Here is a 23,578-nt window from a genome sequence, read left to right as displayed (position 1 = left end):
GCTCAGTACCGGGTCGCGGGCAGCTTCAGGATGTCGCGCACCTTCGAACGAAGGTCGTCCACCGACACCGGCTTGTTGAGGAAGGCGCTGGCCCCCACCAGCTTGCCTTTCTGCCGGCTCGCGTCGTCCTTCAGCGAGGTGAGCATCATGAAGGGCGTGTTGTGAAGCTGCGGGTCCGCCCGCACCGCCGCGCACAGCGCGAAGCCATCCATCTCCGGCATCTGCACGTCGGAGATGATGAGGTCCGGCTTGAGCTCACGCGCCTTGGTGAGGCCCTGCGCGCCGTTCGGAGCGTCGAAGAACTCCAGCCCCCACCCCATCAGGTACACCTGAAGCAGGTTGGTGATGGTCTTCGTGTCTTCGACGATGAGCACCTTTGCGTTCATAACTGGTACCTACCCACCAGGTCCGAGAACCGTTTCGAGAGATTGGTCAGATTGCCCGCCACCTGTTCGATGCGCCGGGTGCTCTCCACCGAGTCTCCCATGGCGGAGGTCAGCTCGCTCATGGCGGTGGAGATCTGCTCCACGCCAATGGTCTGCTGACGCGTGTTGCCGGCAATCTGCCGCGCCGCGCCCGACGACTCGCGGATGACCTCCGACAGCCCCAGGATGGTCGTCCCCGCCTCGCGCGCCAGCTCCATGGCCGCCTGCGCCCGGCGGCTGCCCTCCTCCGTGGCGCTGACGGCCTGACGCGTCCCCTTCTGCACTTCGTTGAGCAGGCCGCGCACCTGCTCCGCGGCGATGCGGGACTGCTCCGCCAGCGTGCGCATCTCCGTGGCCACCACCGCGAAGCCGCGGCCGTGCTCGCCCGCCTTCGCCGCCTCGATGGAGGCGTTGAGCGCCAACAGGTTGGACTGCTCGGCCACGTCCTTCACCGTGCTGATGATGTCGCCAATCTGCAGCGTGCGCTCGCTGAGGTCGGAGATGGCCAGGGCAATGGCCTTCACCTGCTCGCCCAGCTTCTCCATGCCGGAGACGCTCTCGCTGACGACCTGCTGCCCTTCCGCGCTGAGCGCCTCCGACTTCTGCGTCTGGGAGATGACCGAGTCCGCGTAGGCGGTGGCCTGCTTGGACGTCTGGGCAATCTCCGCCACCGTGGTGCTCGTCTCGTTGATGGCGGAGGCCTGCTGGTGGGCCATGGCGGACTGCTGGGTGGAGGTGGCCAGCACGCCCGCCGCCTCCCGCTCCATCTCCGCCGCCGCGCCGCGCAGGTCCTGCAGCAAGTGGGAGAGCGCGTCCGTCATCACCGCGAAGCTGCGCGCCACGTCGCCAATCTCATCCGAGCCCTGGAGGTCCACCTGCTGGCGCAGGTCCCCCGCGGCGATGCCCGCCGCGGCGTGCGCCAGCCGCTCCAGCGGCACCACGAGCATCCCGGACACCAGCCAGGCCGCCACCAGGCAGGCCACCAGCACCAGCAGGCTGATGATGGCCGTGAAGCGCGTGGCCTCGCGCAGCGTCTGGCGCAGGCCCTCCTCGTGCAGCGCGAGCTGGAGGGTGCCCAGGTGCGAGGTGGACCCGGGCGCGAGCACCGGCGTCGTCGTCTCCACCAGGCCCGTGCCCTTCACGGCCCTGCGGCGGAGCACCGAGGCGTCGCCCTCGATGGCGGCGGGCGACTGGGCCTCGCCGACGTAACGCTCCGCGGCGGCCTCGCCCAGGAGCGTGCCGTCCGCGTCGTGGACGCGGACGTAGGCGACCTCGGGCCCCAGGCTCAGCGCGCCCTGCACCAGCTCCTGGAGCCGCTCCGGGTCGCGCCTCGCGCCCAGCATGGGCGTCAGCGTCCTCGCCAGCTCCACGCTCACCGAGTTGGCGCGGCGGGACAGGTCATTGCGAAGCGCATCCCCCATCTGCACCCACGTCGTGGTGATGAGGAAGACGGCCACCAGTCCCCCCGTCGCCCCGGTGAGCGCGAGGATCTTCATCCGCAGACTGAGCCTGCTCCCCGGCGCGCGGCCCGGCGGTGTCAGGTGCGTCTCTTTGACGTCCACGTTGCCTCCCACCTCGTGAGGAGCGCGCGCCGCTCAGCGCGCCCCCTGCCAGCCAGCCTGCTCGACTGGCGCCAGGGCCTGCCTCAGGCCACCGGCCGTCATCGTCTCCACCCCACGCAGCGGGTGTTCGTCGTCCAATCCATCCAGCGCGCGCAGGGCGTTCTGCCTCGCACGCTCCGCGTCCTCGCGCCGCTCCATGCGGCCGTACAGGGCCACCAGGGTGGCGTGCCCAAGCGCCAGGCGGGGCTCCAGGTACAAGGCCTTGCGGACCGCCTCCACCGCCCCGTTCAGGTCGCCGCGCACATCGGCCACCATGGACAGGAGCAGGTACGCCTCCGGGACGAGCGCCTTCGCGGCCTGACGCGCCAGCGCCTCCGCCTCGTCGAAGCGCCCCGAGCGCGCGGCGCTGATGGCCCGCGCCAGCGCCGGGTCCTCCTCGGGCGTAGGCACGACCACGTTCGCGTTTCCGGTCCCCACCCCACGCGGCGCCCCGGCCACCGGCGGGAACGCCCCTGGGCTCGCGCTTCCAGCCCAGGCCAGGCGTGGCGGCTCGGCGGCTCGCGCCGCGGACGGGCGCCCCGCTCCCCCACGCGTGTCCGGCGGCGCTGGCGAGACGGCCAGCGCGCCCGCGGCCAGGGCATCACGGCGGCCCCCCACGCGCGGCAGCCGCGCCTCCGGCGTCACGGCCTGCGCCGCCCCGGGCACGGGCACCCGCAGCGCCACGCTCCCCTCGGCGTCCACCGTCTCCAGGCCCAGGCCATTGGTGAGCGGCACCTCGGCGGGCGAGACGAAGAGCAGCCCGCCAGGCGCCAGCGCGTCAATGAAGCGCCGCAGCACCTCGCGCGCCAGCTCCGTCGGGAAGTAGATGAGCACGTTGCGGCAGAAGATGGCGCCCAGCCCCATGAAGGGCGGCGGGTCCACCACCAGGTTGTGGCGCCGGAACTCCACGGCGCGCCGGACCTGCGGGATGACGGAGAAGCCCTCGCCGTTCGCCACCAGGAAGCGCTTCTCCTGCTCCGGCTCGATGCGGCGCAGGGACCACGGCCCGTAGACGCCCTCCTGCGCGCGCTCGATGGCCCGGCCCGACACGTCCGTCGCCAGCACGCGGAAGCGGCCCTCGGGCAGCCCCTCCGCCAGCAAGGCCATGGCGATGCTGTAGGGCTCCTCGCCGCTGGCGCAGCCCGCGCTCCACACCTGGAAGCACGGGGCCGGGTGCGCTCGCCCCAGCCGCGCCACCGCGCGCAGGTGCTCCGGGTGGCGGAAGAAGTACGTCTCGCCGATGACGGCGTGCTCGATGAAGCACTCCACCGCCGCGGCCTCGCGCACCAACAGCTTGCGCAGGAAGGCCTCGGGCTCCAGCCCCCGCGAGCGCGCGGCCCGGCCCAGCGCCGCCTCCAGCGAGCGCCGCAGGCTGCGCGCCAACGTCACGCCACAGGCGGACAGGAGGACCTCCTCCACCCGGCCCAGCGTCGCGTCGTCAAGCACGCCCTCGCTCACGGCGCCTCCGGCCCCACCAGCACCGCGGACATCCGCAGCAGCGGACGCACACCTTCAGGGGTCCGGCACAGGCCCGCCATCAACCCGCTGGCATCCCAGGGCAGCGGCGACGTGCCCTCCGGCGTCCCGTCCACCAGCACCGGGGCCTCCACCAGGTCGCGAACGCGGTCCACCAGCACGGCGATGGTCCTGGCGCCACCACAGACAACCAGGTGCGCGTCCAGCGAGGCCTCCCGCTTCACGCCCAGCAGCGCCGCCAGGTCCACCACCACCGCCGGGCTGCCCCGGTAGACGAAGGTCCCCGCCACGTGCGCGGGCGCGCCCGGCAGGGGCTCCAGCTCCACCAGGCGGACCACCTCCTGCACCGACTCCGCGTCCAGCAGCGCGCTGGTCCCCGCCGCGTCCACCGTCAGGTACATGCCCGGCAGTCGCAGCTCACCCGCCAGCGACGCCAGCTCCTGGCGCAGCCGGGCCTGCTCCGCCTCGAGCTGCCCCAGCCGCTCCTCGACGGAGAGACGGCGCGACCGCGCTGCCATGGGATTCTCTGGTGTGTCTGGCATCAGGGGAACTCCCGCCTGTCACTGAAGCGCGGGATTGGAGCACGCTAGTCTGTCAGACAAAGAAGCGTCAATGCGGGCTGACCGGCATGCACTCTCACACGTTTGACGAGTGATGGCGTCAACGGAAGGCATCAGACGTGCTGGATCGGACAGCCCCCTGGTGCGGAGCACGAGGCAGGTATGGTTTGATGAAGCGCGGCGACACTTCAGGAGAACCGATGTTGCTTGCTGTCTGGGGCTACGAATGATCAAGGGCGACTCGCCGAATCCCGAGGCACCCACTGGAACAGGCGCGGATCCGCTCATCGGGCGGACCCTGAACGGCCGCTTCAGCATCCTGGAACCGCTGGGCATCGGGGGCATGGGGCGGGTCTACCGCGCCCTCCAGGCACCGCTCGAGCGCGTGGTGGCGCTCAAGGTGCTCAACCCCAGCTTCCCCAGCAGCAGGGATCCGGGCTTCCAGAAGCGCTTCCTGCGCGAGGCGTCGCTGACGTCCAAGCTGCGCCACCCCAACACCGTCACCGTCATCGACTACGGGCAGACGGACGACGGCATCTTCTACATCGCCATGGAGTACCTGGACGGCCGGACGCTGGCCCAGGTGCTGGGGCAGGCCGGCCCTCTGCCATGGGCGCGCGCCATCGCCGTGACGCAGCAGATCTGCCGCTCGCTGCGCGAGGCGCACAGCCTGGGCATCATCCACCGCGACCTGAAGCCAGCCAACATCATGCTCCTCAACGAGCAGGATCAGGACCTGGTGAAGGTGCTGGACTTCGGCCTGGTGAAGTCCGTGGCGGCGCCCCAGGAGGGGCAGCTCTCCCCCGAAATCACCCAGAACGGCACCTTCCTCGGCTCGCCGCAGTACATGGCGCCCGAGCAGGCGCGCAACGCCACCGACGCGCGCAGTGACGTGTACTCGCTGGGCATCGTGCTCTTCCAGATGCTGATGGGGCGTCCGCCGTTCATCGCGCGCGACCACATCGAGCTCATCTTCGCCCACTACAAGGAAGCCCCGCCCACCTTCCAGCAGGTGCGGCCGGACCTCCACGTGCCGCCGGAAATCGAGGCGGTGGTGCGCCGCTGCCTGGAGAAGGACCCGGCGCGGCGCTACCAGACCATGGATGAGCTGCTCGACGGCCTGCGCGAAGCGAGCATGGCGGCGGGCGGCAACAGCGGCATCTTCAAGCGGCCCGGCGGGGCGACGACGACGGGCCCCTACCCGTCCCCCGCGCTGTTCTCCAACGTGGGCAACAACACGGAGTCCGGGGACACGCTGGCGGTGGACATCAGCGTGGAGGTGCCCAAGGACGTCGAGCGCGCCCGGCAGCGCACCCTGCTGACGGGGGGCCTGGGCGGCCTGGTGGTCGCCGGCCTCATCGCGGGCGGCGCGGTGTTCTTCCTGGCGAACAAGGAAGCGCCGCCGGCCCCCACGACGCCCCAGGTGGCGGCCCCCGCCGCGCCTGTCGCGGCCGCGCCCGCCGCGGAGCCCGCGGCCGAGCCCGCCGCCGCGAACGCGGGCAAGGTCCGCTTCAAGCTGATGAGCCAGCCCACCGGCGCCCGCGTCTTCTACCGGGGCAAGGAGCGCGGCGTCACGCCCTTCACCCTGGAGATTCCGGCCGGCCAGGATGGCTCCGTCACGGTGGAGCTGACCTTCGCGCTGGAGGGCCACCAGATGGAGACCGTCGTGACGGGCGGCACCGGCGAGGTGGTGCTGTCGCAGAAGCTGCAGAGGCGCCGGGGCGGCTCGGGCGGCAGCCGTCACGTCGAGGTGGCCTCGGTGAGCACGGACGAGGCGGTTGATGAGGTCGAGCCGGTGGCCACGCCGGGCGGCATGTCCGCGCCGGTGATGCTCGCGCCCACGACGTCTCCCGCCGCCGAGCTGCCCGTCGCGGCGGCCGTCGGTGCCGCCACGGCCGCGGCGTCCGCTCCGGCGCCAGCCAAGGGCTCGGCGACGGGCCTCGCGCTGCCGGTCCTCCCCACCGCGGCGGTCGCCTCCGCGCGCGGCGACGTGCTCCCCTACAACGAGGACATGCCCCGTCCGGAGATGGTCGACCAGGGCAAGGACATCATCTACACGCGCGAGGCGATGGCCGCGAAGTCGAGCGGGGTGATGATTGTCCGCTGCACCATCACCCAGCAGGGCCGCGTGGAGAGGTGCCGCACCATCAAGTCCGTGGCGCACATGGAGCGCGTGGTGCTCGATGCCCTCGCGTCCCGCACCTACAAGCCCATCATCTACAAGGGCTACCCGGTGAACGTGGACTACACCTTCAGCATGCGCCTGGTGGCACCGCGCCGCTGAAGCGTCCGGCGTGACGTCCCCACCGGACCGGGCGCGCGCCGCGCGTCAGGCTCCGGTGGACGGCACCACGGGCGGGGCGGGCGGACCGGCCGGCACGCCGCCTCCGGGCGGGACGCCCCAGTCCACCACGGGCCAGCCTCGCTTCCGGGCGTGGCGCCGCAGCCGGTGGTCCGGGTGGACCGCCACCGGCCGCCCCACCACCTCCATCACCGACAGGTCCGAGTACGAGTCGGTGTAGAAGGCGCACGCCGACAACGGCACGCCCGCCTCGCGCACGTAGGCCTCGGCGCAGACGCGCTTGCCCTCGCCGAAGCAGATGGTGCCCAGGGCGCGCCCGGTGTGCCGCCCCTCGCCGTCGACCTCGAAGCGGTTGCACAGCACCGCGTCCAGCCCCAGCTCCCGCGCCACCAGCTCCGACAGGTAGCCCGTGGACGACGTCAACAGCACGAGCCGCTCGCCAGCGCGCCGGTGCGAGTCCAGCACGGCCCAGGCCCCAGGCCGGTAGAGCGGCCGGACCTGCTCCGCGTAGAAGACAGCGGTCCGCTCCTGGAGCGGCTTCGCGAGCGTCCCCGCGAGCTGCGCGATGGCCCGCGCCACGGCGTCCTGCATGGACACGAAGCCCAGGTGGTAGCGCGCAATCCAGAGGCTGGCGCGCAGCGCCTGGAAGCGGGAGATGTGCCCCAGCTCGAGCTCGCGGCGAATCCACAGCGAGCCCGAGTTGGCGGCGATGAGCGTCTTGTCCAGGTCGAAGAAGGCGACGGCCACGGCTGGACCTCTAATTCCGCCGGAGGAGCGCCGCGGCGCGGAGCGCACGCCGCCGGGCGCGCGCCAGGACGAGCGCGGCCAGGCCCAGCCCCAGCGTCACCGGCCCGGGCGCCGCCGCGCAGCCGCTGCCCCGGCCGTCCGCCTTCAGCGCCAGCCCGGCGCCCTCACGCACGAAGCACTGCGTCGGCGGCAGGTGGCGCGGGTAGATGTCACAGAACCCGGCGACCGAGCCCGGGTCGATGACGCGCTTGCGCGTCTCCCCCGGCGGCGCGGTGGCCTCCATGGTGGAGCCTGGCGTGAAGGCATGGTCCAGCCCCACCACGTGGCCAATCTCGTGCGTCATGGTGTTCTGGACGTCCGTGGCCACGCAGTCCACCGCAGGCTCGGCCTCGCACACCGGTGAGTCCACGGTGGTGAAGAGGAAGCCGTAGCGCCCGTCCGGATTGGACGCGTTCAGCTCGATGTCCGAGTCCAGCACCCGGCCGTCCCGATAGGAGAACGTGGACGTGGTCAGGCCGATGGTGCCCTCCCCGTGCTCCCAGCACTGATAGGCGTTGCCGCAGCTCTCATCGAGCCAGCACGCGTCGTCCGCGGGCGCGACCTCGTTGCACGCCCGCTCGCGGAACGTGACGACGTTGTAGTTCTCCCGGGGACGCGTCTCGTCGTAGCCCACCAGGATGGGCCCCGCCCGGTCCGCGCCCCGGGTGAACCGGTAGTCACTGCACCCGTCGGAGACGCGCCGCCACGAGTCGAAGGACGCCTCGATGGCCGCCACCTCGGAGTCCCCGGGCGTGCGCGCGCTGCCCGCGGCGTCCAGGTGATAGACGTACTCGCGCACCGGCCAGAGCAGGCACAGCGGGTGCCCTGGCACCAGGGTGCGGCGGTAGGAATGCTCCTGCGCCTGCGCGGAGGAGGCCACGAACGCGGCCGCGAGCACCAGGGCCTTGCTCACCGGACCGCCTCCTTGCGGCGGCGCGCCAGCCACAGCGACCAGAGGCCCACCAGGGACAGCGCCCCACCCGAACCCGCGGCGGCGCAGCCTCCAGCCTTGGGGCCCAGGTCGGCGGCCGTCACCGGGTGGAGGCACGCCTGACTGGCCTGGCCCTTCGGGTAGGCGGCGCAGACGAAGTCGCGCGAGCCCGTGTCCACGACGCGCTTGGACACCTCGCCCGGCGGCGCGCTGGGGTTCATGGTGGAGCCCGAGGCGCGGGTGTGGTCCAGGCCGATGAGGTGGCCGACCTCGTGCGTGGCGGTGTTCTGCACGTCCGTGGCCACGCAGTTTGTGGTCACCGGCGGGAAGCACGTGCCGCCATTCGCCGTGGTGAAGGAGAAGCGCGCCGCGTTGAAGGAGATGTCGGAGTCGTAGATGATGCCCGAGCGCTCGTCGTACGTGGTGAGGGTGATGGCGATGGTGTTGTCATCGTCGTCCCAGCAGTCGAAGGTGTTGGCGCACGTGTCGTCGTCCCAGCACGCATCGTCCGCGGGCACCACCGTGTTGCAGTCCCGCGTGCGGAACAGCACCAGGTTGGTGTTGCTCCCCTGGCGCCGGTAGCCCACCTCGCGCTCGTCCACGCGCGGGCCCTCCTCCAGCGTGAGGTTGCCGCACTCGGCGAAGATGTCCTGCCAGCTCTGGAACGAGGCGCGAATCGCGTCGAACTCGGTGTCACCCGCCGTGTCCGGGTTGCCGAAGGTGCTCTGGCTCCAGACGACGCGGTTGGACGTCCAGAAGAGGCACTGGGTGCGCGTGTCGCCCGCGTCGACGCGGCTGCGGACGTAGGGGTCCGCCTGGCCCAGGCTCAGGGCCAGCATCAGGGGAACGGGCGGCATCACGGCTTCTGCTCCCCGAGCGCTTCCCGGATGGCGGCCTTCAGCTCCGCCAGCGTCATGGACCGGAGCGCGGACGCGGCCGGCTTGCGGGTGGCGGGGTCCAGGAGCTGGGACTCGGTGGGCTCGGGGACGGCGAGCGCCTCCCTCCCCTCGCGCTTCACCTGGAACTTGCCCTGGGCCAGGTCGGACACGCGGAAGGCGCGCGGGCCCCGCTTCTGGAGGAAGACGACCACCTCCTCGCCCGCGGTGAAGGACGCCAGGCCGTGCACCACCTGGCCGATGTCGCCCATGCGGCCCCCGGGCTGCGTGACGAGCACCGTGCTCCCGGGCTGGCCCTTGAGGGACTCCGTCACCTGGATTTCGACGTCGGTGAGGATGCGCATCTTGTCGCCGCTCCAGCGGCTCTCCACGCGCCGGACCACGCCGTGCACCACGGTGTCCGCCCCAACCGCGAGCCCGGCCAGGTCCACGCGGAGCTGGGTGGTGGCGCTCGCGGGCACGCCCACCAGGAGGACAGCCAGGAGCAACGTGCGAACTACCTGACGAATCGACATACGAGTTCTCCCTGGCCATCCAACTTACTCCAGGAACGCCCCTGCGCGTTGACCCTCCATTCACGCCCTGCTAATCCGCGCGCCCGTATGCCTCCTGCCCTTCGCGTCCGCTTCGCTCCCTCGCCTACCGGCTACCTTCACATTGGCGGTGCCCGTACCGCGCTGATGAACTACCTCCAGGCGCGGCGCCAGGGCGGCACCTTCGTGCTGCGCATGGAGGACACGGACCAGGGCCGCTCCACCCCGGAGTCGGTGCAGGCCATCCTGGACGGGCTGAGCTGGCTGGGCATCGACTGGGACGAGGGCCCCGGCAAGGAGGGCCCCTACGCCCCCTACTTCCAGATGCAGCGGCTGGACACCTACCGCCAGCACGCCGACCAGCTCATCGCCGAGGGCAAGGCCTACCGGTGCTACTGCACCAAGGAAGACCTCGACGCGCAGCGGCAGGCGGCGGAGAAGGCGGGCGGCGCGTTCAAGTACCCGGGCACCTGCCGCGAGCGCACCGAGCCCCCCGCCGGCCGCAGCGCCTCGGAGGCGGTCATCCGCTTCAAGATGCCCGCGGGCGACGGCTCCGTGTCCTTCACCGACAAGGCGCTGGGCACCATCACCAAGACGCACAGCGACCTGGACGACTGGGTCATGATGCGGGCGGACGGCATCCCCGTCTACAACTTCGGGTGCGTCATCGATGACCACCTGATGGACATCACCCTGGTCGCGCGTGGCCAGGAGCACGTCAACTCCACCTTCCCGCAGCTCATGCTGTACCAGGCGCTGGGGTGGACCCCGCCCGACTTCGCGCACCTGCCGCTCATCCTGGGCCCGGACCGCGAGAAGCTGTCCAAGCGCAAGCACCCGGAAGCGGACGTCATGGTGCACAAGCGCAACGGCATCATGCCGGAGGCGCTGCTCAACTTCGTCATCCGGCTGGGCTGGAGCCACGGCAACGACGAGGTCATCAGCCGCGAGCAGATGCTGGAGTGGTTCGACTTCAGCGACGTGGGCACCACCTCCGGCGTGTGGAACCCGGAGAAGCTGCTGTGGCTCAACCAGCAGTGGATGAAGCAGCTCCCGGTGGAGACCGTGGTGGAGCGGCTGCTCCCCTTCCTGGAGGCGAAGGGCGTCCAGGCCAAGGGTGACCCGCGGCTGGACACGCTGGTGCGCACGCTGCGCGAGCGCTCCAACACCCTGGAGGACATCGCCACCACCGCGGCCAACGTCTACTTCCGCTCCGGCATCACCCTGGACGAGAAGGCCGCCGCCAAGCACCTGTCCGGAGAGTCCCTCAACCTGCTGCGCAAGGTGCGCGAGACGCTCGCCGCCCTGCCCGGGTGGTCCGTGGAGGCGCTGGACGGCGTGGTGAAGCAGGTGAGCGAGGCCGCAAGCGTCGGCATGGGCAAGGTGGCGCAGCCCATCCGCGTGGCGCTCACCGGCAACACCACCAGCCCGGGCATCGGCGAGACGCTGGTGCTGGTGGGCCGCGAGGAGGCCCTGCGGCGCATCGACGCGGCGCTGACCCGCGCCTGAGCGTGTCAGGCGCAGGTTGCGGTGGACGTCAGCAGCGCAGGCCCCTATCTTTCGGACCCATGATACGTGCCCTTGACAGCCTGAAACGCGGTTTCTATAAGGCGCGCCCGCTCGGAGCGGCGCTGGTGGCGCTCTGGGCGGTTTCAGCGGGCGCCGAGGTCGTCAACGGCGCGCAGTTGCCGGATGGCTCGCGGCGGGTCGGTGAGAATCGCTACCGGTCGCCCAGGGACTTCGATGGCACGCTGGATTACTACCGCGCGGTCTACTCGACGAGCGGTTACCCCCGGCGGCAGATCGTGAACCAGCCGGGCGTGAAGGCGGTCCACATCAGCAACCCCTCGGGGAAGAACTTCGCGGGGCTGAACATTTACGAGGCGAACGACGAGGTTCGCATCTACATCGTCCCGCTCCAGCAGGCAGCCAGGCCCGCGAAGAAGCCCGAGACGACGAAGCGCAGGAAGAAGTAAACGCCTCACCGAAGTTGTTGCAGTCCCGAAGTGGTATTGGTAGAGAAGCGCCGCAGTCGAGCAGGTCCTTGGGGAATCGTCTAACGGCAGGACAGCAGACTCTGACTCTGCTTATCTAGGTTCGAATCCTAGTTCCCCAGCTCGCAGCACCGCAGTTGCAGTTCTCGCCGGTCCGAAGCAACCTGGTAGAAAGAAACAAAAGGGTTGACGAGGGCAGACGAAAAAAGGTAGAAAGCGCGGGCAGTTAGCAGCGACTGAAACAAGCATCGGCCCTGTCGTCTAGCGGTTAGGACGGAGCCCTCTCACGGCTCAAACTCGGGTTCGAATCCCGGCAGGGTCACACTGAGACGCCCACCTTCTGAAAGAAGGTGGGCGTTTCGCTTTGCGGGCCAGGCTGGCACGGGCGCTCCTTTCGAAGCGCCCCCTTCCCGGCCGTCTGGCGCGCTCCAGGTGCTTCAGGAAGGCGACGCGGCGATGCTCTGCCGGAAGGTGGCCAGGGCCGCGGCGAGCCGGTCCTGAGCGCGCTCCACGCCCCGACGCAGCAGGAGCATGCGCACCTTCTCTGGCAGCGCGACGGCGCCCTGGCTGGTGCCGAAGCCCACCAGGTCCATGCGCAGCGTAATCGCCTCCAGGAGGTCACCCAGGTCGGCCTGCGGGCTGGCGAGCAGGAGCACGTCGGGCGGACGGCGCTGGAGCCGCTCGGCGAGCGTGCGCCACTGCGGGTCTCCCGTCTCGACGACGACGACGTCCACATGCTCCAGCTCGGGTGTGTAGGGCGGCAGCTCCACCGCGTCGAACCCCGCGTCCTTCAGGACGGTGACGGTGTTGGCGCTGCCCACGACGGCCACCCGGCCATTCAGGCCCAGGCGCACCGCCTCCTCGTAGGCCCGCAGCTCCGACTCCAGCGCTTCATGGGCGGGCTCCGGCGCGTCCTGCCCGGAGGCCAGGAGGGCCGCGGCTTCGCGGGCCACCTCCCGCGCCTGCTCTCGCACGCGGATGCCCGCCGTCCTGCGCTCCAGGGCCGCCCGCACCTTGGCGCGCAGCACCCGCAGGTCATCGAAGGGCTTGAGGATGTAGTCACTGGCGCCGGCGGCGAAGGCGGCGACGACGGACTCCGAGCTGGCGTAGCCGGTAATCATCACCGCCTCCAGGGACGGCTGGAGACGGCGCGCCTCGGCGATGAGCTCCACCCCGCCCATGCCGGGCAGGTTCTTGTCCGTCACCAGGACGTCGAAGCGCTGCTCCTGCAGCAGCGGGAGCGCCTCCTCGGCGCTCGCGGCCAGCGTCACCACCAGGTCGGCGTCGCGCTCCAGGAGGCGGGCGCAGATGTCCAACACGACGGGCTCGTCATCGACCACCAGCACCGTCGAGGCGAGCGTCCCCCCTTCCCCTCCTTCACCCTCACCGGACTCGAACGGGAGCTCCATGGCCGCGCAGATTCGCACAGCTCTGTTCCAACTACGAAGCCCGCAATTGAGGCCCGCTATGCTGGGGCCGTGGCGAGCTTCGAGAACGCGTTGCAGGACAACCGGGTGCCCGGGCGGCTGGGCGACGTAAGGCTGCGCTATGACGGCGGCCGGCTGATGGGTGAGGCACGGCCGCCCTCCTGGGAGCGGCGGGCCCTCCCCAGCCTGTGTGTGGGCATGGGGCTGGGGTGCGCGGTGGGTGCCGCCGTTCTGGTGGGCGCCCGGGACGGCGCGACACCGGCCTTCGCGCTGGGGCTGTTGGCGGCGGCCCTGGTGGGATTGGCCCTCAAGCTGGAGGCCCACCTGGGCCGGCGGCGCTTCGTCCTGCACTTCCGCTCGGAGACGCTGCGCCTGGAGCGCCTGGCCTGGACGCCGGGCGCCACCCAGGCGGAGCAGGTGCCCTTTGACGCGGTGCGCGCCGTCCACATGGTGGAGCGCCCCGGGCCTCGCTACGCGCTGGTGGTGGAGTACGCGCTGGACGACACGGAGGGCCCGCTGCGCCGCGCGGTGCTGGTGGAGCACATCCGCCCGACGGAGACGGAGACGCTGCACCGCGTGTGGCGCCTGCTCAGCAACGCCTTCGGGCTCAGGGGAGCGGGGCTCGCCGGAGGGTGATTTCGATTTCGGTGCCCTCGCCCTGCGTGGAGGACAACCGGAGGCTGCCGCCGAACTGCGTGACGAGCTCCCGGCAGATGGACAGCCCCAGGCCGGTGCCCACGCCCACCGGCTTCGTGGTGAACATGGGCTGGAAGACGCGCTCCTGGAGCTCCAGGGGGATGCCGCAGCCGTTGTCCGCCACGGTGAGCACCACGTCGTCCGGACGCGCCGTCCACCGGACCTCGATGCGCCCGGCGCGGCCCGTGCTGCCCATGGCCTGCGCCGCGTTGACGATGAGGTTGAGCAGCACCTGGCACAGCTTCACCGGCCCGAAGGTGACGCGCACGGGCTCGCCGTTGCTCGTCAGCCGCGCCCGCTCCCGCACCTCGGCGCGCGCCAGCTTCACCGCGAAGGACACCACCTCGGCCACGTCCGCCGTGGCCTCCAGGTCCTCGCCGCGCGCCTGCGCCCTCAGCCCCAGGGCCACCTGCCGCAGGTGCTCCGCCCCCTCCGCCAGGTCCTTGATGAGCGCGGGCAGGTCCTCCACCGTCTCCGCCACCGCGGCGTCGGGGTCCTCCTGCAGGTGCCGCGACACGTACTGGATGACGCTGCCCAGGTCGCGCTGCAGCGACACCACGTTCTGCGACAGGTAGCCCACCGGGCCCATCAGCTCGTGCGCGATGCCCGCCGTCACCTGGCCCAGGGTGGCCAGACGCTCGGACTTCATCATGCGCCCTTCCACCTCGCGGATGCGCAGCTCCAGGCGGGCAATCTTCAGCGCGTCATCGAGCGCGGCCTGGAGCTCCGTCCGGTCCCACGGCTTGACGAAGTAGCGCGTCACCTGGCCGCGGTTGACGGCGTCGATGACGGCCTGCATGTCCGCGTAGGCCGTGACGAGCATGCGCTTGGCGTCCGGCGCAATCGTGCGCGCCCGCTCCAGCAGCTCCACGCCCGTCATGCCGGGCATGCGCTGGTCGGAGAGGATGACGCCAATCTCGCCCCGGCGCTGCTCCAGGAGCGCCAGCGCCTCGCTGGGCGAGGAGCTGCGGAAGATGCGGAAGCGCTGCCCGAAGTTCGCGTCGAAGACCCGGAGGTTCAGCGCGTCATCGTCGACGTAGAGGACCGCGGGGAGTTCAGACGGGTTCATGGCGCTCCTCCTGGCCAGGGTCCCATGAAGGGGGCCAGGCAGTTAGGGCCCAGGATAGCGCCTCCGCCCCCTCGCGATCTGCTGGGTACCGCGCGAACCACCAGCATAGGACGAGCGCCTGACGCGTCGCACCTCCCCGCGGGCGCCCGCCCTTCAAGGCCAGCTCAGCGCGAAGACGCCGACGGTTGCGGCGCCGTGGCGTCCAGGTCACCATCCAGGGCCCGGGCCACCGCGTCCACGGAGCCGAAGCTCGACCGGGGAAGCGAGCCCAGGAGCGAGAGCACCAGGGCGGGGGCCTCGTTCTCACGGGCCACCCAGGTCAACTGTCGCGCGGACAGCGGATAGACGGCGCCTTCGAGCGCCTTGTGCAGCGATTCCGCGAGGGGCAGCGGCTGGCCTACGCGTGACTCCAACTCCGACACACCCTGGGCAAGCCGTTCGCGTGTCATGTCGTCGTTCATTGGGAGCAAGTTAAGCAGCGAACGCGCACGGCTGCTGTCCTTTTTTTGAGCTCGGAGGGCAGGCAGGAGACCGAGCCATGCGGGCCGCCCGTGGGTGGTCAGCGCGCGGCACACGTCCCACCGTTACCGCCACGAAGCGTGCAGATGGCACCAGCTCGGGAGGGCACGGCATGGCGGACAACAAGGGTAAATCCGAAGAGACGAAGCACGACGCGGCCGGGGACAACGGCTACGCGGAGCGCATCGAGCATGTGGAGGGCACGCGGCCAGAGCCCTGGCCTGGCATTCGCGGCCGCTCGGACGAAGAGGAGAACGAGCTGCCGACCGGAACGCCGCGTGAGCGCCAGGCAGGCGTGACGGAGACCCAGCGCAAGCTGGAGCAAGAGGCGCACGGCCGCAAGGAGCCGACGCGCAAGTAGCAAGGGCACCTGCCCCGCCCTCGCGCGCCCCGGAGACGGGGGCGCGGAGCGGGGCAGCCCGCGGGCCTAGAACAGCAGCCGCGTGGGGTGCTCGAGCAGCCCGCGCAGCTCGCGCAGGAACTCGGCGCCAATGGCCCCGTCGATGACGCGGTGGTCGCACGACAGCGTGGCCGTCATCACCTTCCGGACCGCGAGCTGACCGTCACGCACCACCGCCTTCTCCGTGACGGCGCCCACCGCGAGGATGGAGGCCTGCGGCGGGTTGATGACGGCGACGAACTGGTCGATGCCGTACATGCCCAGGTTGCTGACGGTGATGGAGCCGCCGGTGTACTCCTCCGGCTTGAGCGCGCGCTTGCGGGCGCGCTCGGCCAGCTCCCGCACGCCCGAGGCGATGGCCTGAAGCCCCTTCTGGTCCGCGTCCCGGAGGACGGGGGTGATGAGGCCCTCCTCCAGCGCCACCGCGATGCCCACGTCCACGCTGTGGAACTGGACGACCTGGTCGCCCTGCAGCGAGACGTTGATCTTCGGGTAGCGGCGCACCGCCATGGCCACGGCCTTCACGATGAGGTCGTTGACGGAGACCTTGAGGTCCATCGCCTTCGCCTCCTCGCGCACCTTCGACGCCGCCTCCATGTCCACCTCGATGGTGAGGTAGAAGTGGGGCACGCCGGGCTTCACCTCCGTCATCCGCTGCGCGATGACCTTGCGCATGGACGTGAGGGGCACCACCGTCGGCTCGGGACGCACGCCCAGAGCCGGCTGCGCGGCCGGAGCCTTCTTCGCCGCGGCCGCCGGCGCCGCCGCGGGTCCACGCGAAAGCGCCGCCTCGATGTCGCGCTTCACCACGCGGCCGGACGGACCGGAGCCGCTCACCTGGGCGAGGTCCAGGCCCTTCTCACGCGCGATCTTCTTCGCCACCGGGCTGGCGCGGACACGACGGCCACCGGCCTGGGCCGGCGCCGCCGCGGGCTTCGCGGCGGCAGGAGCAGGCGTGGGCGCCGGAGCGGGCGCAGCCTGCGGCTTCGCCGGAACCGGAGCCGGAGCGGAAGCCGCGGGCTTCGCCGCCGGAGCCGCCTTGGCGCCCTTGCCCGCGAGGTACGCGATGGGCGCGCCCACCTTCGCCATCTGGTTCTCGCCGACGACGATCTCCTCCAGGGTGCCGTCGTCGTAGGCCTCGATCTCGAGGTTGGACTTGTCCGTCTCCACCTCGGCCACGGCCTCGCCGGAGGACACCTTGTCCCCCTGCTTCTTGAGCCACTTGACGATCTTCCCCTCCGTCATCGTCGGGGACAGGCTCGGCATCTGGATGGCGATGCGGTTGTCACCGCCACCGGACGACGTCGGCTTCGGCTCGGCCTTGGGCGCGGCGGCCTCGGGCGCGGGCTGCGGCTTCTGCTCGGGCGGCGTGGCGGCGGGCGCGGCCTGCTTGGCTGCGTCCACCTTCTCGCCCTGGGCGCCGAGATAGGCGATGGGCGCGCCCACCTTGGCCATCTCGCCCTCGCCGACGAGCACCTGCAGCAGGTAGCCGTCGTCGTAGGCCTCGATTTCGAGGTTGGACTTGTCCGTCTCCACCTCGGCCACGGCCTCGCCGGAGGACACCTTGTCCCCCTGCTTCTTGAGCCACTTGACGATCTTCCCCTCCGTCATCGTCGGGGACAGGCTCGGCATCTGGATGGGAATGGCCATGCGCGTTCAGGCTCCCTCGCGGTACAGCACCTTCTTCACCGCGGCGATGATCTTCGGTGCGTCCGGCTGCGTCGCGTTCTCCAGGTTCGCGGCATAGGACATGTTGACGTCCAGGCCCGTGACGCGCTCCACCGGCGCGTCCAGGTCGTCGAACGCCTTGGACTGGATGATGTCCACCACGGAGGCGCCCACGCCGGCGAGCACCCAGCCCTCCTCCACGATGACGGCGCGGTTCGTCTTGCGCACGCTCGCCAGGATGGCCTCCTCGTCCAGGGGCCGCAGCGTGCGCAGGTCCAGGACCTCCACGCTGATGCCCTCCTTCGCCAACTCCTCGGCCGCCTGCATGCAGAAGTAATACATGCGGCTCCAGGTGATGATGGTGACGTCCGTGCCCTCGCGCTTCACGTCCGCCTTGCCCAGCGGCACGACGTGCTCGCCTTCCGGCACCTCGCCCTTGATGGCGTAGAGCCGCTCGCCCTCGAACATGACCACCGGGTTGTCATCCCGGATGGCCGCCTTGAGCATGCCCTTGGCGTCCGCCGGCGTGGCGGGCGCAATCACCTTCAGGCCCGGGAAGTGCGCGTAGTTGGCCTCCAGCGCCTGGCTGTGCTGGCTGGACAGCCGGCCGCCGGCGCCGCCCGGTCCGCGGAACACGATGGGGCAGCGGAGCTGGCCACCGGACATGTGCCGCAGCTTGGCGGCGTTGTTGACAATCTGGTCCATCGCGAGAATCGCGAAGTTCCAGGTCATCATCTCCACCACGGGGCGCAAGCCCACCATGGCCGCGCCCACGCTGAGGCCCGTGAAGCCCAGCTCGGCGATGGGCGCGTCGATGATGCGCGCGCTCCCGAACTTGTCGAGCAGTCCCTGCGACACCTTGAAGGCGCCGTTGTAGCGGCCCACTTCCTCGCCAATCAGATAGACGTTGGCGTCGCGCTCCATTTCCTCGGCGAGCGCCTGGTTCAGCGCCTCGCGGTACATCAACTCGGGCATCGTCGGCTCCGACTCGAAATTGAAATAAGGGTTGGTAGACAGGTCGGCGCGGCGCCTAGCGGATGAGGCCCGCCTTCTTGTCGGCCGCCTCGGCCTGCTCGCGCGGCTCCAGGTCCCACGTCACCTTCAGCTCCTGGCCACTGGGGTACTTGGGCCAGTTCACCTTCTGGCCCAGCACGCGCTCGCGGGGGCGCACGTCCTCCTCGCCCTCCTCCACGATGGTGTCGCGCCACAGCTCGTCCAGGCTGGGCTCGGGCGACTCGTCGGCGAACTTCACGGCCTGGTCCACCAGCGCCTTGACCTCTTCCTCGATGGTCTCGAACACCGAGTCCTCGGCCATGCCGTGCTTCTGCATGTAGGCGCGCAGCTTCGGAATCGGGTCGCCCTTGCGCTCCGCCTCCACCTCCTGCTTGGTGCGGTAGGTGGCGGGGTCCGCCATGGAGTGGCCGCGGAAGCGGTACGTGTTCGCCTCCAGCAGCACGGGGCCCTTGCCGGCGCGACAGTACTCGGCGGCGTCCTTGACGGCCTCGTACATGGTCAACACGTCCATGCCGTCCACCGGCTCGCCGCGCATGTCATAGGCGCTGGCGCGCTTGTAGATCTCCGGCACCGCCGACGTGCGGGAGATGGCCGTGCCCATGCCGTAGCGGTTGTTCTCGCAGATGTAGATGACCGGGAGCTTCCACTTGGACGCCATGTTGAGCGTCTCGTGGAAGGAGCCCTGGTTGGCGGCCGCGTCACCGAAGTAGCAGACCGTGACGCGGTCCTCGTTGCGATAGCGGCTGGCGAAGGCCATGCCCGCCGCCAGGGGAATCTGGCCGCCGACGATGCCGTAGCCGCCGTAGAAGTGATGCTCGATGTCGAAGATGTGCATCGAGCCGCCCTTGCCCTTGCTGTAGCCGGTGCCCCGGCCCATCAGCTCGGCCATGACCATGCCCGCGTCGCTGCCACGGGCCAACGGCTGGCCGTGGTCACGGTACGCACTGAGCATGTAGTCATCCGGACGCAGGGCCTCCGCGGGTCCCACCGCCACGGCCTCCTGGCCGATGTAGAGGTGGCAGAACCCGGCGATCTTCCCCAGCGTGTACTGCTGACCCGCGCGCTCCTCGAAGCGACGGATGAGGTACATCTTCCGGTACATGTCCAACAGCAGTTCTTTCGAGTACGAGCTGGCCACCGCGGAACGCCTCCATGCAGGCCGCCCCCGGGGCTCCCGGGGCGGCGAACGCCGAGCGACTCAATAGCGCGCGGCAGGGGGACTTCAAAGCCTTTCAAACCCCTTCAACGACACGCCTTTTCAGGCGCGGTGCGTCAGGAACCCAGCGCGAAGTGCGGGACGGAGATGACGCCGTCCAGCAACTCCACCGGCCGGCCCGAGTGGTCCGTGGCCAGATGGATGACGGTGGCCTCTGGAAACTTCCGCCGGTAGTCGTTCGCGTGCGTGGGCTCGTTGTCGAAGGCAGCCACCACGCTCCCCAGCCGGCCCAGCCGCGCGTGCGCCTCCCGCTTGAAGGCGTCATCGTCCTCGGCCAGCGTGGGCTTCATCACGAGGAGCACGCGCTCCTCATCCGGTAGCGCCAGGCCGTGGCGGCGCATGCAGGAGACGGAGCCTTCCCGCATGCCCTCGTGGCGGCCGGTGACGTAGACGAGCCGCGCGCCGGTGGCCACCACCTGGTGGGTGAAGTGGGCCGCGCCGTCGATGGCCTCGTCGTCCACGCAGTAGTCGCTGGTGAAGAAGCGCTCGGCCCAGAAGCCGCGGGCGTCCGCGAAGTGGGCCTCCACCAGGGCGTCCTCCAGACCGCAGGCGCGCATGGCCTCCTTCATGTCCCAGCCCGTCACCCAGTGGCGCGGCTCACACGCGGCCAGCACGGCCAGCGAGCGGGCGGCGCCGTACTCCCGGAGGATGCGGGCCTGCCGGGGCCGGTTGTCGAACAGGGTGGAGTCCAGGTCGAACGCCAGCACGGCGGAGGAGCCCAGGGAGCGGGCGCGCTCCAGGATGGACCGCAGGGTGTCTCGCCAGTCGTCGCGGATTCGCGTCTTGAAGTCGTCGTAAGCCATGTGCGCCGGGGAGATTACCCGCGCCCGCGCACCCGCGCCGCCGAAACCTCCACCCGGCGCCTCATAAGCCCCCTCCCCGCCCGCCGGGCCGGCCCCGCTTCACGCCGCGGACTTCCAGCCGGAGCGGCTGGGCGGCGCGCCGGGCCCCGGGTCCGAGAACCGCTGCATGCGCTGGATGCCGTTGCGGTCCAGCACCAGCCGCACGAACTGGACGGAGTCCTGGCACTTGTCGGACTCCTCCTCCACCGTGAAGCGGAACACCATGTCCACCGGGTAGCGCTTGGTGCCGCGGATGTGGCCCACGGACATGTCCGCCAGGTCCACGTACTCCAGCGCCAGCTCCGGCTCGTCCATGTCCCGCAGGAAGCGCTCCACGTTGAGGCGGAGGATGTCCGTCACGCCCGTCAGCCCCCGCTGCGTGCGGGGCAGGTGCCGGGCATCCAGGACGATCTGCTTCTGGTAGCGGATGACCGTCTCCGACAGCTCGCCCTGCGTCGCGGTGAGGAAGTCGTCCCGCTGGCGCAGCGCCGCCACCGCGTCCGGCACCTTCAACGAGGGCCCGTAGTCCACCCGCTCCTCACACGCGCCGATGACGCGCCCGGTGACGGGGTCCACCAGGTCCGTGGTCCGGTCCGCCAGGTGCATGGCCGCCACCCGGCTGAGCATCCGGCGCAGGCCCTCCTTGATGCGGTCCTTCACCATGTACCCCACCACGAGGATGAGGAAGAAGTTGAGGCTGGCCTGCGCGTAGCGCTCCTGGGCCCAGAAGGCCACCGCGGTGGCGACCGTCATCGCCACGCCCGCGGCCAGCGCGAAGAGCATCTCCTCCCAGCCCTGCCGCTTCTGGCGCCGCTTGGACGACAGGAACAGCACGTTCATGCAGAACTTCTTCAGGAAGCCCAGCCGGAGGATGTACTCCTCGTTGTCCCCCGTGGGGCTGAGCACGCTGCGCAGCCGGTGCTCCTTGCGGTACGCCTCCTCGCGCAGCACCGCCTCCATCAGCCCCTTTCGCAGCCCGTGCCAGGGCTCGCCGCGCGGCAGGGCCTTCATGTCCGCCACGGAGCGCCTGAAGCCCCCCTCCACCAGGAGGCTGACGTACTCGTCCACCAGCCGCAGCGACGCCCGCGAGCGCTCCTGCAGGTGCAGCTCCCCCACCGCGCGCAGCCACGCGCGGAAGCGCTCCAGCACCTGGGACACGCCGGCCTGCATGGCGATGACCTCGGACTCCAGCGCCGCGCACGCGTCCGTGGGCAGCGACACGGGGCCCTCGCACCGTGACTCCACCCCGGTGGCGAAGCGGCGCAGCGCCCCGCGCAGCACGCAGGACAGGAGCTTGGCCTGGTACACGACGTCCTTCTCGGACCCCATCCCCGTGCGCAGCCACGCCTCCAGGCGCACCAGCGGCGAGGTGTCCGAGCACAAGAGCTCGTTCACCGCCATCACCGGCGTCTTGAAGCGCACGTAGTTGTGGATGTCCGCGTAGAAGTCCGCACGCGGGTACGTCTCCGCGTCGATGTTCAGGCTCCCGGGCAGGAAGAGGTACGCCTCCACGAGGTAGCGCGTCTCGTCCGCCCCGGAGGGCTGGTACTCGAGCTTGATTTCGAACTGCTTCCGGTCGTGGACCTCGAAGCGGCTCTGCAGGGGTGCGGGTGACTGGAACACCCGCGGAGTCTACGTTACATCCCTGTCACGCGGGAGTGACCCCGACGTCACACATCGTTGGGGCCACAGGGAAATCACCCGCCAGTCCCAGTCCGGTTCGCGGGCGCCGCCGGCGGCACCGGGAGGGTGGCCGGCACGGGCGTGGACTTCGGCTGGGGCCGGGCGTTCCACACCTGGGTGGCCAGCAGCAGCCCGAGGAAGGACAGCGGCAGCATGGCGTAGGGCCAGTTGCCCCAGTTGGCCGCGAGCTTCGCCTCGTCGCCCGTCGGCAGGATGGAGCCCAGCAGGATGGATTGCAGGGCCGTGCCCGCGTACACCGCGCCGTCGATGATGCCCACCGCGAGGCCGGCGTTCTTCTTCCCGCCGAAGTCCATGCTGGCCGTGCCGGACAGCATGCCGTGCACGCCGATGACGCACAGGGACATGAAGATGACCGTCCAGCCCAGGGCGGCGTTCTCCAGCACGAAGATTGAGATGACGGCGCCCACCGACATGCCGGCGTAGAGCACGGCGGACACGGGGCCGCGGCGCGAGTCGAAGACGCGGTCGCTGATGACGCCGGCGAACATGCCGCCGGTGATGCCCGCCACGCACAGCAGCATGCCCCAGTTGGCCGCGACGAAGGTCTCACCGAGCCCCGTCGCCTTCGCGAACTTGGGGTACCACTGCATGATGGCGTTGCGCATGAAGCCGCTGCAGAACTCGATGCAGAGGATGATGATGATGGCGCGGTTGGTCAGCATGCGCTTGAGCACGCCGCCCACGCCGAGCTGAGGCCCCGTCTCTCCAGAGGACGCGTCCGCCGTGTCGAAGTCCGGGTGCCCCGCGTGGCCAGGCGTGTCGCGGATGACGAAGAAGTCCACCACCAGGAACACGGCGAGCACGGCGGCGGGCACGAAGAAGGCCCAGTACGTGGGCGCGGCCTTCACGATGAGCCGGCTCCAGTCGTAGGCGAAGTAGACGCCCAGCGAGATGAGGATGCCGAACACGCCGCCCAGCAGGCCGCGCTCGCGCACGTGGAACCAGGCCGCGTTCACCTTGACGATGGAGACCGCGCCGAAGCTCTGGAAGTACATGTTGACGGCGTAGAGGAACGACAGCGTCGCCACCAGGCCGCCCGGCGGCGCCCAGTTGTGCGTCAGCACCGCGTAGACCACGCCGCCCATGGCCACGTTGGCCAGCGACGAGCCCGCGGCCGACATCAGGATGGTCTTCCGGCCGCCGAGCCTGTCCGTCAGCGGGCCGTTGAGCAGGAAGGCCACGCCGTAGACGGCGGTGCCCCACGCGAAGATGGTGCCGAAGTCCGCGTTGGAGGTGCGGTCCCCCATGGCGCTGGTGGCCACGTTGAGGTTGTAGCGCCCCATGTAGAGGAACGCGTACGTCATGCCCAACGGGAACCAGTTGAACAGCCGGCGGCGCTTGAACGCCTCCGAGTGTCCCAGCTCCACCTTGGGCAGGCGCGCGAGGACGAGGCCGATGGCCCCCAGGAGGATGAGGATGGGCAGGAACTGGGCCAGCCAGGGGGGCAGCGACGACATGCAGCGACCTCTGCGGTGGATTTCGGAACGCCGCGCACCCTACCCCGGCGCGCGGCCGCGCG

The 23,578-nt window shown here is 70.5% G+C and carries 22 protein-coding genes and 2 tRNA genes; 7 read left to right on the top strand and 17 right to left on the bottom strand.

Features of this window, described 5'->3' with window-relative positions; all coding sequences use genetic code 11:
• Positions 1-2 precede the first annotated feature (2 nt).
• The 4 genes from MYMAC_RS13300 to MYMAC_RS13285 are packed head-to-tail and all read right to left on the bottom strand — an operon-like array spanning position 3 to position 4,044.
• Positions 3-386, bottom strand: a complete 384-nt coding sequence (locus tag MYMAC_RS13300) for a response regulator (RefSeq protein WP_095958356.1) — start codon at positions 384-386, stop codon at positions 3-5.
• Positions 383-1,999: a methyl-accepting chemotaxis protein gene (locus MYMAC_RS13295; RefSeq protein ID WP_095958355.1), complete on the bottom strand. Its 1,617-nt coding sequence runs from the start codon at positions 1,997-1,999 to the stop codon at positions 383-385. Before MYMAC_RS13295 ends, MYMAC_RS13300 begins: the two co-directional genes overlap by 4 nt.
• A gap of 21 nt (positions 2,000-2,020) precedes the next feature.
• Entirely contained in the window at positions 2,021-3,484 is a 1,464-nt protein-coding gene (locus tag MYMAC_RS13290; RefSeq protein WP_095958354.1) for a CheR family methyltransferase, read from the bottom strand.
• Positions 3,481-4,044, bottom strand: coding sequence for a chemotaxis protein CheW (locus MYMAC_RS13285; RefSeq protein WP_095958353.1), 564 nt, complete (start codon positions 4,042-4,044; stop codon positions 3,481-3,483). Before MYMAC_RS13285 ends, MYMAC_RS13290 begins: the two co-directional genes overlap by 4 nt.
• 244 nt (positions 4,045-4,288) lie before the next feature.
• Between MYMAC_RS13285 and MYMAC_RS13280 the strand changes: the two genes are divergently transcribed.
• Positions 4,289-6,346, top strand: coding sequence for a TonB family protein (locus tag MYMAC_RS13280; RefSeq protein ID WP_095958352.1), 2,058 nt, complete (start codon positions 4,289-4,291; stop codon positions 6,344-6,346).
• Positions 6,347-6,391: 45 nt separating this feature from the next.
• Here MYMAC_RS13280 and MYMAC_RS13275 read toward each other — a convergent pair whose 3' ends face one another.
• From MYMAC_RS13275 to MYMAC_RS13260, 4 genes are read right to left on the bottom strand one after another with little or no spacing between them, the layout of a single operon-like run.
• Complete coding sequence (locus MYMAC_RS13275) at positions 6,392-7,111, bottom strand: HAD family hydrolase (protein ID WP_095958351.1); 720 nt, start codon at positions 7,109-7,111, stop codon at positions 6,392-6,394.
• Positions 7,112-7,121: 10 nt separating this feature from the next.
• Positions 7,122-8,063 (bottom strand): myxosortase-dependent metalloprotease, MXAN_2677/MXAN_2678 family, encoded by a 942-nt coding sequence (locus MYMAC_RS13270; protein ID WP_239989511.1) that lies wholly within the window; start codon positions 8,061-8,063, stop codon positions 7,122-7,124.
• A complete protein-coding gene (locus MYMAC_RS13265) occupies positions 8,060-8,938 on the bottom strand; it encodes a myxosortase-dependent metalloprotease, MXAN_2677/MXAN_2678 family (protein WP_204817596.1) in 879 nt (292 codons plus the stop codon). Before MYMAC_RS13265 ends, MYMAC_RS13270 begins: the two co-directional genes overlap by 4 nt.
• The gene (locus tag MYMAC_RS13260) at positions 8,938-9,492 is read right to left on the bottom strand and encodes a hypothetical protein (protein ID WP_095958348.1); all 555 of its coding nucleotides are present in this window, start codon (positions 9,490-9,492) and stop codon (positions 8,938-8,940) included. The genes MYMAC_RS13265 and MYMAC_RS13260 overlap by 1 nt, the downstream gene beginning before the upstream one ends.
• 87 nt (positions 9,493-9,579) lie before the next feature.
• On the opposite strand from MYMAC_RS13260, the gene gltX reads away from it, so the two are divergent.
• The 4 genes from gltX (at position 9,580) to MYMAC_RS13240 (ending at position 11,826) form a co-directional block, all read left to right on the top strand.
• A complete protein-coding gene (gltX, locus tag MYMAC_RS13255; RefSeq protein ID WP_095958347.1) occupies positions 9,580-11,019 on the top strand; it encodes a glutamate--tRNA ligase in 1,440 nt (479 codons plus the stop codon).
• A gap of 59 nt (positions 11,020-11,078) precedes the next feature.
• Complete coding sequence (locus MYMAC_RS13250) at positions 11,079-11,486, top strand: hypothetical protein (protein ID WP_095958346.1); 408 nt, start codon at positions 11,079-11,081, stop codon at positions 11,484-11,486.
• A gap of 69 nt (positions 11,487-11,555) precedes the next feature.
• Positions 11,556-11,626: transfer RNA gene (locus MYMAC_RS13245), tRNA-Gln, on the top strand.
• 128 nt (positions 11,627-11,754) lie between these two features.
• Positions 11,755-11,826 (top strand) — tRNA-Glu (locus MYMAC_RS13240).
• A 115-nt stretch (positions 11,827-11,941) separates the two neighbouring features.
• On the opposite strand, the gene MYMAC_RS13235 is transcribed toward MYMAC_RS13240, so the two are convergent.
• Positions 11,942-12,913: a response regulator gene (locus tag MYMAC_RS13235; protein WP_193364496.1), complete on the bottom strand. Its 972-nt coding sequence runs from the start codon at positions 12,911-12,913 to the stop codon at positions 11,942-11,944.
• 69 nt (positions 12,914-12,982) lie between these two features.
• On the opposite strand from MYMAC_RS13235, the gene MYMAC_RS13230 reads away from it, so the two are divergent.
• Positions 12,983-13,567, top strand: a complete 585-nt coding sequence (locus MYMAC_RS13230; RefSeq protein ID WP_095958345.1) for a hypothetical protein — start codon at positions 12,983-12,985, stop codon at positions 13,565-13,567.
• Here the strand turns inward: MYMAC_RS13230 and MYMAC_RS13225 are convergent.
• Both MYMAC_RS13225 and MYMAC_RS13220 read right to left on the bottom strand, forming a co-directional pair.
• On the bottom strand, positions 13,539-14,696 hold the full coding sequence (locus tag MYMAC_RS13225) for a sensor histidine kinase (protein ID WP_013939249.1): 1,158 nt from the start codon (positions 14,694-14,696) through the stop codon (positions 13,539-13,541). The two genes, MYMAC_RS13230 and MYMAC_RS13225, sit on opposite strands and share 29 nt — an antisense overlap.
• A 164-nt stretch (positions 14,697-14,860) precedes the next feature.
• A complete protein-coding gene (locus tag MYMAC_RS13220) occupies positions 14,861-15,145 on the bottom strand; it encodes a DUF2795 domain-containing protein (protein ID WP_095958344.1) in 285 nt (94 codons plus the stop codon).
• A gap of 182 nt (positions 15,146-15,327) precedes the next feature.
• Between MYMAC_RS13220 and MYMAC_RS13215 the strand changes: the two genes are divergently transcribed.
• On the top strand, positions 15,328-15,576 hold the full coding sequence (locus MYMAC_RS13215; RefSeq protein ID WP_013939247.1) for a hypothetical protein: 249 nt from the start codon (positions 15,328-15,330) through the stop codon (positions 15,574-15,576).
• 66 nt (positions 15,577-15,642) lie between these two features.
• Here the strand turns inward: MYMAC_RS13215 and MYMAC_RS13210 are convergent, their stop codons facing one another.
• The 6 genes from MYMAC_RS13210 to MYMAC_RS13185 form a co-directional block, all read right to left on the bottom strand.
• On the bottom strand, positions 15,643-17,265 hold the full coding sequence (locus MYMAC_RS13210) for a pyruvate dehydrogenase complex dihydrolipoamide acetyltransferase (RefSeq protein WP_095958343.1): 1,623 nt from the start codon (positions 17,263-17,265) through the stop codon (positions 15,643-15,645).
• 6 nt (positions 17,266-17,271) lie between these two features.
• Positions 17,272-18,300, bottom strand: coding sequence for a pyruvate dehydrogenase complex E1 component subunit beta (locus tag MYMAC_RS13205; protein ID WP_082207183.1), 1,029 nt, complete (start codon positions 18,298-18,300; stop codon positions 17,272-17,274).
• Positions 18,301-18,313: 13 nt separating this feature from the next.
• Entirely contained in the window at positions 18,314-19,435 is a 1,122-nt protein-coding gene (pdhA, locus tag MYMAC_RS13200; protein WP_095958342.1) for a pyruvate dehydrogenase (acetyl-transferring) E1 component subunit alpha, read from the bottom strand.
• 134 nt (positions 19,436-19,569) lie between these two features.
• A complete protein-coding gene (locus MYMAC_RS13195; RefSeq protein WP_013939243.1) occupies positions 19,570-20,316 on the bottom strand; it encodes an HAD family hydrolase in 747 nt (248 codons plus the stop codon).
• 99 nt (positions 20,317-20,415) lie between these two features.
• Complete coding sequence (locus tag MYMAC_RS13190; RefSeq protein WP_095958341.1) at positions 20,416-21,978, bottom strand: hypothetical protein; 1,563 nt, start codon at positions 21,976-21,978, stop codon at positions 20,416-20,418.
• A 74-nt stretch (positions 21,979-22,052) separates the two neighbouring features.
• Positions 22,053-23,516, bottom strand: a complete 1,464-nt coding sequence (locus tag MYMAC_RS13185; protein ID WP_095958340.1) for an MFS transporter — start codon at positions 23,514-23,516, stop codon at positions 22,053-22,055.
• Positions 23,517-23,578 lie beyond the last annotated feature (62 nt).

This window comes from Corallococcus macrosporus DSM 14697, assembly GCF_002305895.1.
GTDB classification, from domain to species: Bacteria; Myxococcota; Myxococcia; order Myxococcales; family Myxococcaceae; genus Myxococcus; species Myxococcus macrosporus.
This window is presented reverse-complemented; position numbering and strand designations above follow the sequence as displayed.